The sequence below is a fragment of the Xanthomonas sp. WHRI 6106 genome (assembly GCF_040202405.1).
Taxonomy (GTDB): Bacteria; Pseudomonadota; Gammaproteobacteria; order Xanthomonadales; family Xanthomonadaceae; genus Xanthomonas; species Xanthomonas cannabis.
The window spans coordinates 78,958-90,838 of sequence record NZ_JBEGFC010000009.1; the positions used below are offsets into that span (position 1 = coordinate 78,958).

Annotated in this window: 9 protein-coding genes; 5 read left to right on the forward strand and 4 right to left on the reverse strand. The window is 67.0% G+C overall.

All coding sequences use genetic code 11. The features are described from left to right. The first annotated feature begins 301 nt into the window (after positions 1–301). Positions 302–1,609, forward strand: a complete 1,308-nt coding sequence (locus tag ABQZ09_RS13835; RefSeq protein ID WP_039407873.1) for an MFS transporter — start codon at positions 302–304, stop codon at positions 1,607–1,609. A gap of 72 nt (positions 1,610–1,681) precedes the next feature. On the opposite strand, the gene ABQZ09_RS13840 is transcribed toward ABQZ09_RS13835, so the two are convergent. From ABQZ09_RS13840 to ABQZ09_RS13855, 4 genes are all read right to left on the reverse strand, one after another. Further along, positions 1,682–2,143 carry a bacteriohemerythrin gene (locus tag ABQZ09_RS13840; protein ID WP_349777152.1) on the reverse strand — a complete coding sequence of 154 codons (462 nt, stop codon included), beginning with the start codon at positions 2,141–2,143 and terminating at the stop codon, positions 1,682–1,684. Between the two features lie 128 nt (positions 2,144–2,271). Next, a complete protein-coding gene (locus tag ABQZ09_RS13845) occupies positions 2,272–3,570 on the reverse strand; it encodes a diguanylate cyclase (RefSeq protein WP_039407869.1) in 1,299 nt (432 codons plus the stop codon). A gap of 100 nt (positions 3,571–3,670) precedes the next feature. After that, the gene (locus ABQZ09_RS13850; protein WP_349777153.1) at positions 3,671–4,987 is read right to left on the reverse strand and encodes an NAD(P)/FAD-dependent oxidoreductase; all 1,317 of its coding nucleotides are present in this window, start codon (positions 4,985–4,987) and stop codon (positions 3,671–3,673) included. After that, positions 4,984–6,363, reverse strand: coding sequence for a glutamine synthetase family protein (locus ABQZ09_RS13855; RefSeq protein WP_228314598.1), 1,380 nt, complete (start codon positions 6,361–6,363; stop codon positions 4,984–4,986). Before ABQZ09_RS13855 ends, ABQZ09_RS13850 begins: the two co-directional genes overlap by 4 nt. 147 nt (positions 6,364–6,510) lie before the next feature. Here ABQZ09_RS13855 and ABQZ09_RS13860 point away from each other — a divergent pair, with 147 nt between their 5' ends. The 4 genes from ABQZ09_RS13860 to ABQZ09_RS13875 all read left to right on the forward strand — a co-directional run bounded on the left by ABQZ09_RS13860 (position 6,511) and on the right by ABQZ09_RS13875 (position 11,626). Then, the gene (locus tag ABQZ09_RS13860) at positions 6,511–7,266 is read left to right on the forward strand and encodes a gamma-glutamyl-gamma-aminobutyrate hydrolase family protein (RefSeq protein WP_228314599.1); all 756 of its coding nucleotides are present in this window, start codon (positions 6,511–6,513) and stop codon (positions 7,264–7,266) included. Positions 7,267–7,272: 6 nt separating this feature from the next. Continuing rightward, entirely contained in the window at positions 7,273–8,658 is a 1,386-nt protein-coding gene (locus tag ABQZ09_RS13865) for a glutamine synthetase family protein (protein ID WP_047693463.1), read from the forward strand. A 239-nt stretch (positions 8,659–8,897) separates the two neighbouring features. Further along, positions 8,898–10,265, forward strand: a complete 1,368-nt coding sequence (locus ABQZ09_RS13870; protein WP_349777154.1) for an aspartate aminotransferase family protein — start codon at positions 8,898–8,900, stop codon at positions 10,263–10,265. Between the two features lie 245 nt (positions 10,266–10,510). Beyond that, the gene (locus ABQZ09_RS13875; RefSeq protein WP_349777155.1) at positions 10,511–11,626 is read left to right on the forward strand and encodes a polyamine ABC transporter substrate-binding protein; all 1,116 of its coding nucleotides are present in this window, start codon (positions 10,511–10,513) and stop codon (positions 11,624–11,626) included. Positions 11,627–11,881: the final 255 nt, after the last annotated feature.

Genomic DNA, 11,881 nt, shown 5'->3' on the forward strand with positions numbered 1-11,881 from the left:
GCGCGGCATGGATGCCGCGCCAAAGCTACAAGGACGTACTTGCAGCGTGTCCTGCGATGGCGGGCGGGCAAGGGCCCTGCAGCAAACGCGAAGACCTCGCACCTTGCAGGTCAAGCAGGTGACGGTCTCCGGCGACGCGTTGCCGGACACTTGGCCGAACACATCTGGTTCAAAACGAGTAGGACGCGATCCACAGCCCCGTCGGTCACGCCTGTAACTTTTTACCAGCCGGTTTGCCTGCGCAAAGCGTTGCCCCGATCTGCCAGAATCGGCCGTCTCGTTCCATGGATGCCGACCCACGATGACTGCCGCTGCGCCGCTCGCCACACCGACCAATTCGCCTGCGCGCGTGCTGTTTGCCAGCCTGATCGGCACCACCATCGAGTTCTTCGATTTCTATATCTATGCCACCGCTGCGGTGCTGGTGTTCCCGACGTTGTTCTTTCCGGCCGGCGATGGCAGTGCGGCGATGCTGCAGTCGCTGGCGACCTTTGCGGTGGCCTTCATCGCGCGGCCGGTGGGCTCGGCGGTGTTCGGGCATTTCGGTGATCGGGTCGGGCGCAAGGCCACGCTGGTGGCGGCCTTGTTGACGATGGGCCTGTCCACGGTGGCGATCGGGCTGCTGCCCGGCTACGCGCAGATCGGCGTGCTGGCGCCCGCGCTGCTGGCGGTGTGTCGCTTCGGTCAGGGCCTGGGCCTGGGCGGCGAATGGGGCGGGGCGGTGCTGCTGGCCACCGAAAACGCGCCACCAGGTAAGCGCGTGTGGTACGGCATGTTTCCGCAGCTGGGTGCGCCGCTGGGGTTCTTGTTGTCCACCGGTACCTTTCTGGGTATGGGCGCGGTGCTGGACGATGCCGCCTTCATGGCATGGGGCTGGCGCGTTCCGTTCCTGGCCAGCGCGTTGTTGGTGCTGACCGGCTTGTGGGTGCGCCTGAGCATTACCGAAACCCCTGACTTCCAACGGGCGCTGGATCGCAAGACGCGCGTGCGCCTGCCGCTGGGTGCGGTGCTCTCGCGGCACTGGCCGGCGTTGATCATCGGCACGCTGGGTGCGTTTGCTACCTTCGTGCTGTTCTATCTGATGACCGTGTTTGCGCTGGGCTACGGCACCAAGACGCTGGGCTACGACAAGGAACAGTTCCTGTTGCTGCAGATGGCCGGCATCGTGTTCTTTGCCGCCGGCATTCCAGTGTCGGCCAGGTTCGGCGACCGCCATGGCGCGCCGCTGGCGATGATGCTGGCCAGCATCGCCATCATCGCCTTCGGCCTGGCGTTCGCGCCGTTGTTTCAGGCCGGTCACCCGTTGCAGGTGCTGGCCTTTCTTGCGCTGGGTTTCTTTTTCATGGGGTTGACCTACGGCCCATGCGGCACCTTGCTGGCGGAGTTGTACCCCACCGAGGTGCGCTACACCGGCGCATCGTTGTCGTTCAATCTGGCCAGCATCCTGGGCGCGGCGCCGGCACCGTATGTCGCCACGCAGCTGGCCGCACGCTACGGCGTGCAGGCGGTAGGTCATTATCTGGGCGCCGCCGCGGTGCTGAGCCTGCTGGCGTTGATGGTCGCGCGGCGATCGCGTCGCGGGACGATGCAGCGCACGCCGTTCGCATAGGGCGTGCTGGTGCGCGCTGGAGTCCAGCGAGACCGTCTCGTCGCGCGCAGGCGCGCGCCGACGGAAGGATCGCTAGCGGAAGATCCGCTTCAGGGTACGTCCCAGCCAGCTGCCGTGCTGGTGGGTGCGCGCGAACTGGTTCAGATGGGCGATGACCTGCGGCGCGTACGCCTGGTCGTCGCCGCGGATGTGGTTGAACAACCAGCGCGAGAGCATGTTGCGGAGGTCTTCGCTGACGTCCTCGCCGGATTGAAAGCGCAGCCGATAGTCGCCGACGCGTTTGCCGAAGACCTGGTGCACGCGCGCGTGCGCCAGACTGAAGGGGTAGCCGGCCTCCTGCATCAATTCTTCTTCGAACGCGAAATGCGACAGGGTGTAGTCGATCAGCTCGTCGATGACCTCGGCCACGGCCAGGCGCTGCAGGCTGGTGTGCGCCATGTGCAACTGATTGATCATGTCCACGATGCGCCGGTGTTGGTGATCGATGACCTCGATCCCGGTGTTGAGGTCGTCCTGCCAGACCAGCAGTGCCATCGAAGTACCTTGCCCAATGCGATGGGCACAGGCTAGGCCGCGCGCGCCGACAGCGCGTTGATCTGGATCAAGGCGCTGGTGAAGCGCGTCATCTGCAGGCGCCGCCCGGGCCTGTGGTCAAGGCGGGATCAGCTCGCCAGGCGCACCTGGTTGCGGCCGCCGGCCTTGGCCAGATACAGATGCTTGTCGGCTTCGTTCAACAGGTGATGCAGTGACTGCTCGCCTTCGGTCGCAATGCATACGCCGATGCTCACCGTCATGCTCAGGGTGTCCTCGCCGATCCGCACGCGCAGCGCGCTGATGCGTTCGCGCAGGGTTTCGAAGTAGCTGGTGGCATTGGCCGCATCCAGCCCTGGCACCAGCAGGCAGAATTCTTCGCCGCCGAAGCGCGCCACCAGGTCCTGCGGGCGCGCATGTCCGGACACCGAGGCCGCCACCGCACGCAGCGCCTGGTCACCGGCTTCGTGGCCCCAGGTGTCGTTGATGTGCTTGAAGTGATCGATGTCGAGCATCGCCGCGGTCACCGACTGGTCCTGCGACAGCAGCTTGGGAATCACCCGCTGGCTCTGCTCCAGGAAGTAGCGCCGGTTCGGCAGGCCGGTGAGGAAGTCGCGCGTGGCCAGATCCTGCAGCGTGCCGATCAGTTCCAGCTGGTCCACGTTCTGCGAGACCCGGCAGAAGAATTCCTCGCGCGAAAAGGGCTTGCGCAAGAAGTCGTTGGCGCCGTTCTTCAGAAAGCGCGGGATCAGCGACGAGTCGCTGTTGCCGGAGATGCCGATCACCGCCACCTTGTCGCGCGAGCGGATCGCACGCAGCCGGCGGGTGAATTCCACGCCTTCCATGCCGGGCATTTCCTGGTCGACGATGGTCAGGCGGATGCCGGGATCGCGTTCGATCGCTTCCAGCCCGGCCGCGCCGTCGGCCGCCAGCACCACCCGGTAGCCGTACATCGACAGCAGCGCGGCGGCGTAGGTGCGTGCGGACAACGAATCGTCCACCACCAACGCACCGATGCGGCGATTGCGCTCCAGTCGCTGCACCAGCCAGGCCAGGTATTCGATGCTGCCGGGCGCGTTCTTGAGCACGTAATCGATGATCTGCTGCTGCAGCACGCGCTGGCGCAGGTCTTCGTCGTAGACGCCGCTGACCACCACGGTCGGCAGGTTGCGCGAGAGAAAGAATTCCACGACCTTGTCGCGGTCGCCGTCGACCAGCACCAGGCCGGTCAGGACCAGAAACCAGCCATCCTCTTCGTCGAGCACGCGCGCGGCTTCGGCCAGGGTCGAAACGACCGTGACCGGCAGTTCCACGCGTTGCTCGATGGCTTCGCGCAGCATGCTGGTGAACGTGCGCGAGTTCTCCACCAGCAACACGCGCTGCGGCAGGACTGCACTTTCACTGTTGCGATGGAGGGTACCTGGGGACATCGGCTGGCCGTATGGATCGAACCGTCAGATCAGCTAACGGCTCTGCTCGCCAAAACTTGAGCACTGTGTCGCTGCCCGTGCGGCGGCGTTGCAGGAACACTCACCACAGCGCGTCGCGCAGCCGGTACCAGCTCATCGCCGCGACCAGCAGCGGTGTGCGCAGCCGCTGCCCGCCGGGGAAGCGGCGATGCGGGATGCGCGCAAAGACATCCAGCCGCTGGCTGTGGCCGGCGATCGCCTCGGCGATGACCTGGCCGGCCAGGCCGGTGGCGGCCACCCCGTGGCCGGAGAAGCCTTGCGCAAAGTACAGATTGGGCGCGAGCCGGCCCCAGTGCGGCGCCCGGTTGCGCGAGATGTCCACATAGCCGCCCCATACCGTCTCCAGCGGCACGTCGCGCAGCTGCGGGAACACGGTGTGCATGCGCTGCGTCATCAGGTGCTGCAGGCCGCGCGGCGGGCGCGCGGAGTAGCTGGCACGCCCCCCGAACAGCAGGCGGTGGTCGGCGCTGAGCCGGTAGTAGTCCAGCGCCCAATTGGTGTCGGCCACCGCCATGTCGTTGGCGATCAGGCTGCGCGCGCGTGCCTGGCCCAACGGCGGCGTGGCCCCGACGTAGGTACCCACCGGCATGATGCGCTGCTCCAGGGCCGGCGCCAGGCCCTGCAGCAAGGCATTGCCGGCAATCACGCCGAATGCGGCGCTCACGCTGCCTTCGGCGCTGTGCAGGGTGACGCGGGCGCCCTGGTCCAGGCGGGTCACCGCCGAGTCTTCGTAGATCCGCACCCCGGCGGCGAGCGCTGCACGCGCCAGCCCGAACGCATAGGCCAGCGGGTGCAGGTGGCCGCTGGCGGGGTCGAACATCGCGCCCAGGTACAGCGGGCTGTCCAGTACCGCGCGCGTGCGTGCGCGGTCCCACCACTGCAGCGGGTAGTCGTAGCGCTCGGCCATGCGCACGATGCCGTGCTGCAAGGCGCGCGCCTGACGCGGCTTGAGCGGGACGTGGGCATGGCCGTCGCGCCAGTCGCAGGCGATGGCGTGGCGCTGGATGCGCTGGCGCAACAGGCGCATGCCCTCGCGCGAGAAATCGAACAGCAGGCGCGCATCGGCGTCGCCGACCAGCGCTTCCAGGGTGTCCTGCTCGCAGCCGTAACCGACGATGGCCTGGCCGCCGTTACGTCCGGAGGCGCCCCAGCCGATGCGCCGGGCCTCCAGCACGCTCACCTGGTAACCGGCCTCGGCCAGCGCCAGCGCCGCGGTCAGGCCGGTATAACCGGCGCCCAGGATGCACACGTCCGCGCGTTGGGCGCCACGCAGGCGCGGTTGCGCGGGCAGCGCCGGCGCGCTGCGCGCATACCAGCTGTCCGGATACCCGTCCGGCGTCCTGGTCTGCGGCACGGCGGCGTCCGGCCTGGCCATCACACGACGCGCAGGTACCGGGCGTAATCGATGTCCGGCACCAGCGCCTGGTAGTCGAGCAGCTCACGTTGCTTCTGCTGGCCGTACACGTGCTGGAACTGGCTGCCCAACTGCGCCTGGATGAACTCGCTGCCCAGGAACGCATCGACTGCGCCCTGCCAGGTGCGCGGCTGGAACACGCCCTGCGCATAGGCGTTGCCGATGACCGGGGGGGTAGGTTCGGCCGGTCGCTGCACGCCGTCCAGGATGCCGGCCAGCACCGCCGCTGCGGCCAGATACGGGTTGGCATCGGCGCCGGCGATGCGATGTTCGATGCGGGTGTTGGGCGCGTCGCTGTGCGGGATGCGCAGCGCCACGGTGCGGTTGTTGAAGCCCCAGCTGGCATCCAGCGGCACGAACGCATTGCTGACGAAGCGCCGGTAACTGTTGGCATGTGGGGCGAACAGCAGCAACGACGCCTGCGCATGCCGTTGCAACCCGGCGATGGCATGGCGCAGCGGCCCGGCAGGCATGTCGGCGGGGCCGGCGAGCAGGTTGTTGCCGTCCGCATCGAGCAGGCTCACATGCAGGTGCAGGCCGCTGCCGGCCTGGCCGGGGAAGGGCTTGGCCATGAAGCTGGCGAGCTTGCCCTGCTGCTGCGCGATGGCCTTGATGGTGCGCTTGAGCAACACGGCCTCGTCGCAGGCCGCCACCACATCGGCACGGTGCTGCAGGTTGATCTCGAACTGGCCCGGCGCATATTCGGCCACCGCGGTGTCGGCCGGGATGCCTTGCTGCCGGCAGGCGGCCGTCACCGCATCGGTGAAGCCGCGCTGCTCGTCCAGATCCTGCAGCGAATACACCTGGGTGCTGTCGCTGCGCGCGCCGGTGACCGGGTCGCGCGGGGTCTGCGGGCGCCCCTGGGCATCGGGCACCGTGTCGAACAGATAGAACTCCAGCTCCACCGCCACCACCGGCGTAAGGCCACGTGCGGCGAAGCCGGCCAGTACACGCTGCAGCACCGCGCGCGGAGCTACCTCGAACAGGCCGCCATCGGGGGTGTGCATGGCCAGCAGCAATTGCGCCATCGGCTGCGGCGCCCAGGGCACCGGACGCAGCGTTCCGGTAATCGGCCGGCAGATGCGGTCCGCATCGCCGATCGCGTAGCCAAGCCCGGTCTCTTCCACGGTGTTGCCGGTGATGTCGGTGGCGATCAGCGACATCGGCAGGCACACGCCATCGCGATAGACCTTGCCCAGTGCATCGGCGGTGACGCGCTTGCCACGCAGCACGCCGTTGGTGTCGGGCAACAACAGATCCACCGAGGTACAGCCGGTGATGCGCGCCAGGGTGGCGGCGTCGGCAGCGGGCAGGGACGCGACGGAGTTCTCGGAAGCCATGGGCACTACCTGCGAGGTCGCTGGCCAGCCTAGCAAAGCAGGCGTGAGCGGTCGCCGGCCGGCGAAGCAGCGGCCCTGGCAATGGCGGCGGTGGCGCGGTAAGTTCGAGCGCATCTGCCGTTCAACACACCGCATCGGGATGTCTGCATGGCTGTCGTTCCCCTGGTCGGGCTGCCGACCGACCGCGTCCTGCATGGGCCGCATCCGTTCCTGGCCGCTGGCGAAAAATACATCCGCGCCGTGGTGGACGCCGCCGGTGCCATGCCGGTGTTGCTGCCCAGCCTGCGGCCGAGCCTGGACGCCAGCGCCTGGCTGGACCGGCTGGATGGCCTGCTGCTCACCGGGGCGGTCAGCAACGTCGAGCCGCACCACTACAGCGATGAGGCCAGCTGGGAGGGCAATCCGCACGACCCGGCGCGCGATGCCACCAGCCTGGCGCTGATTTCGCAGGCGCTGGCACGCGGCCTGCCGCTGCTGGCGATCTGCCGCGGCCTGCAGGAAGTCAACGTCGCGCTCGGCGGGCGCCTGCATCAACGCGTGCATGCCGTGCCGGGGCTGGCCGATCACCGCGAAGACCGCAGCGCCGCGCTGGAGGCGCAATACGGCCCGGCCCATCCGGTGCAGTTGCAGCCGGGCGGTTGGCTGGCCGGCATGCATTCCGGGTCGGAGGTGCTGGTCAATTCGCTGCACGGGCAGGGCATTGCCACGCTCGCCGACGGACTGGTGGTCGAAGCGACCGCGCCGGATGGCCTGGTCGAAGCCTTTCGCGGTGCCGGGCCGGGGTTCCTGCTGGCCGTGCAGTGGCACCCGGAATGGCGTGTCACACAGCATCCGTTCTACCGTGCCATCTTTCAGGCCTTCGGCGAGGCCTGTCGCCGTTACGCCGCTCAACGCGGTCAGTGAGGTCGCATGTCCATCCGCACCCGTTCGCGCACCGCCACGCCCAAGCAGCCGGAGAGCGCGCTGCGGCGCTGGCTCAAGGAACGCCACATCACCGAGGTGGAATGCCTGGTGCCGGACATCACCGGCAATGCGCGCGGCAAGATCATTCCCGCCGACAAGTTCTCGCACGACTACGGCACGCGGCTGCCGGAGGGGATCTTCGCCACCACCGTCACCGGCGATTTTCCGGAGGATTACTACGCGCTGACCTCGCCGTCGGATTCGGACATGCACCTGCGCCCGGATGCCTCCACCGTGCGCATGGTGCCGTGGGCCGCCGACCCCACCGCGCAGGTGATCCACGACTGCTACACCAAGGACGGGCAGCCGCACGAACTGGCCCCGCGCAACGTGCTGCGCCGCGTGCTCGATGCCTATGCCCAGCGCAAGCTGCAACCGGTGGTGGCGCCGGAGCTGGAATTCTTCCTGGTGCAGAAGAACACCGACCCGGACTTCCCGCTGCTGCCGCCGGCCGGGCGCTCCGGCCGCCCCGAAACCGCGCGGCAGTCGTATTCGATCGACGCGGTCAACGAGTTCGACCCGATCCTGGACCTGATGTACGACTACTGCGATGCGATGGAGCTGGACGTGGACACCTTGATTCACGAGTCCGGGGCCGCGCAGCTGGAAGTCAATTTCACCCATGCCGATGCCCTGTCGCGCGCCGATCAGGTGTTCCTGTTCAAGCGCACCATGCGCGAAGCGGCGCTACGGCATGGCGTGTATGCGACGTTCCTGGCCAAGCCCATGGAGACCGAGCCGGGCAGCGCGATGCATATCCACCAGAGCCTGCTGCACGCCGGCACCGGCAAGAACGTGTTCAGCGGCAAGCGCGAGGGCGGCTTCAGCGACACCTTTGCGCATTATCTGGGTGGCTTGCAGAAATACATCCCGATGGCGATGGGGCTGCTGGCGCCCAACGTCAATTCGTACCGTCGGCTGATGTTCGGCGAGGTGTCGCCGAGCAATGTGCTGTGGGGCTTCGACAACCGCACCTGCGGGCTGCGCGTGCCGATCGATGCACCGCAGAACATGCGGGTGGAAAGCCGCTTCGCCGGTTCCGATGCCAACCCGTATCTGGCGATGGCGGCGACCCTGGCGTGCGGGTTGTTGGGGATTGCCGAGCAGCTCGAACCGACCGCGCCGATCAGCAGCAACGGCAAGGAGCAGGGCTACGATCTGCCGCGCTCGCTGGGTGAGGCGCTGGATGAGCTGGAAGGCTGCGATGCGTTGCAGGAGATATTGGGGCGACGCTTCGTGCGCGCCTATATCTCGGTGAAGCGCAAGGAATACGAAACGTTCTTTCGGGTGATCAGCTCGTGGGAGCGAGAGTTCCTGTTGTTGAATGTGTAAGGCGCTTCGCCTGCGCTGTTCCCTTCTCGCGCCGGGACATTGTTCCCCTATATGGGTGAGACCGTGCCCGAAGGGCGGATGAGGGTACGGCGTATGACGATGCCTGACGCCTCGCGCATTTGACATTGCGCGCGCCCGTCTGCGTGTTTCCTCGCCTGGAGTTTGGCGCGTGCAACGAAAGCACCTTTGGGTCCGGCCGATCGGCCATAGACTGCATGGACCCCGCAGCCGGAGTGGCCATGGATCCGCAGGCACTGAAGACCTTGCAACAGCTCGATGCCGCCCATCATCTGCATCCGTTCAACGACAACGCGGCATTGGCGCAGAAGGGCACGCGCATCCTGACGCGCGGTGAGGGCGTGTACGTGTGGGATGCCGATGGCAACCGACTGCTGGATGCATTCGGCGGCTTGTGGTGCGTCAATGTCGGCTATGGACGCACCGAACTGGCACAGGCGGCGGCGCGGCAGATGGAGCAGCTGGCGTACTACAACAGCTTCTTTCAGTGCACCACCGAACCCACCATCCAGTTGGCGTCCAAGCTGGCGGAGCTGGCACCCGGTGATCTGAATCACGCGTTCTTCGCCAACTCCGGGTCGGAGGCCAACGACACCATCCTGCGCCTGGTCCGGCATTTCTGGGCGGTGCAGGGGCAGCCGCAAAAACGCATCTTCATCGGCCGCCATGATGGCTATCACGGCACCACCATGGCCGGGGCCAGCCTGGGCGGCATGCAAGGCATGCACAAGCAGGGCGGCTTGCCGATTCCGGATATCCACCACATTACGCCGCCGTATCACTTCGGCGATGGCGGGGAGATGGACCCGGAAGACTACGGCTTAGTCGCTGCGCGTCGTCTGGAAGACACGATCCTGCAGCTCGGGCCGGATAACGTCGCCGCCTTTATCGGCGAGCCGATCATGGGCGCGATCGGCGTGTATATCCCGCCGCGCAGTTACTGGCCGGACATCGAGCGGATCTGCCGGCGCTACGACGTGCTGCTGGTGGCCGATGAAGTGATCTGCGGGTTCGGGCGCACCGGCGCCTGGTTCGGTGCGGACTATTTCGGATTTCAGCCCGATGTGATGACGCTGGCCAAAGGCATCACCTCCGGCTACATCCCGCTGGCGGCAGCCATGTTCAACGATCGCGTGGCCGGCGTGCTCAAGACGCAAGGCGGCGAGCTGGCGCACGGTGGCACGTATGCCGGGCATCCGGTGTGCGCGGCCGTGGCGCTGGAGAACCTGCGCCTGCTGCAGGACGACGGCATCGTGGACACCGCGCGCACGCAGATTGCGCCGTATCTTGCGCAGCGCTGGGCCGAGCTCGGCGAGCACCGTCTGGTGGGCGAGGCGCGCATCGCCGGGTTGATCGGGGCGCTGGAGCTGGTGCCGGACAAGCGGCAGCGTGGGGTGTATTTCGAAGGGCGTGGGCGCGTCGGTGCGCTCTGCCGTGACTTTGCGTTGCGCCGCGGCCTGATCCTGCGCGCCACCTACGACGCCATGCTGCTGTCGCCGCCGCTGATCATCACCTGCGAGCAGGTGGACGAGCTGTTCCACAAGGCCTGGGCGGCGCTGGATGACACCGCGCATGCGTTGGGCAGGTAAGCGATGGCGACCTGCCACCAACGCATCGGTGCGCCCCGACGCGCGTTGCCACGGCAATGTGGAGACCGGCATGTCGATCCGCCGTACGGCATCGCGGCCTCGGGCTCGCCGGCGGACGGCGAGCAATGACTCCCGCTGCCCGGCGCGAATGCCCGCCGCAGCCGCTGGGCAAACTCGGGCACGGTGGGTAGTCTGGCGCCAGACCGGCCCCGCGTCGGACCGCCCCACCGTGCCGGAGACCTCCCATGACGCTGCGACTGCTCGCCCTGACGCTGTCCCTCACCCTGCTGTCCGGTTGCGGCGGCGATGGCGCCGCGGGCAAGGCTGAGGCGCAGGCCAAGGTGCTCAACGTCTACAACTACTCCGACTACATCGCCGAAGACACCATTCCCGCGTTCGAAAAGAGCACCGGCATCAAGGTCACCTACGACGTGTTCGACAGCGACGAGATGGTGGAAACCAAGTTGCTCGCCGGCGGCAGCGATTACGACGTGGTGGTGCCCACGCTCAATTTCTTTGGCCGGCAGATCCAGGCGGGTGTGTTCCTGCCGCTGGACAAAAGCAAGATCCCCAACCTGGCCAATCTCGACCCGGACATCATGCGCCGCATCGCCGCGCAGGATCCGGGCAATGCCTATGGCGTGCCGTACATGATCGGCACCACTGGCATCGGCTACAACGTCGACAAGCTCAAGGCGATCTTCGGCAGCACCGATGTCGCCAACAGCTGGGATCTGGTGTTCAAGCCGGAGAATCTGTCCAGGCTCAAGGACTGCGGGGTGACCATCCTGGACACGCCCTCGGACATGATTCCGATCGCGCTCAATTACCTCGGGCTCGATCCGCACAGCACGGTGCCGGCCGAGATCGAGAAGGCCGCCGCGCTGATCAAGACCATCCGCCCGTACGTGCAGAACTTCCACTCCAGCCAGTACGTCACCTCGCTGGCCAACGGCAATACCTGCCTGGCGGTGGGCTGGTCGGGCGACATCATCCAGGCGCGCGATCGCGCCAGGGAAGCGGGCAACAACGTCAACGTGGCCTACGCCATTCCGAAGGAAGGCGCGCCGCAGTGGTTCGACATGCTGGCCATCCCCAAGGACGCCAAGCATCCTGAAAATGCGTACGCCTTCATCAATTACCTGCTCACGCCCGAGGTGGCCGCGGCCAACAGCAACTTCATCCACTACGCCAACCCGGTGCGCAGCGCCACGCCGCTGGTGGATGCGGCGATCCGCAACGACCCCACCATCTATCCGCCGCCGGAGGTGACCGCCCGGATGTTCACCTACGCGATCAACTCGCCGGAGGTGGACCGCCTGTACACACGGCTGTGGACCGAGATCAAGACCGGCCGGTGAGGCCAGCGCGCAGGTGCTGACGCGGCGTACGCCGCCGCGTCCTCATGACGGTCCAATGGTTGCCTGCAACACTGCAGACCTGGTCACGGGCGCGCCCCTCCGCCGCAGGCCGGCATGCCTGGCCGCTGCAACCGGGCGGCGCATGCACCCCGCGGGTCCATTGCCGCGCAGGCGGTCCAGACCAAGCGCAGCCTGACCAGCTCGTCACGCAATCTGTACCGGCGGGTTCAAATAATTGTATGGTTTCGCCGCGTT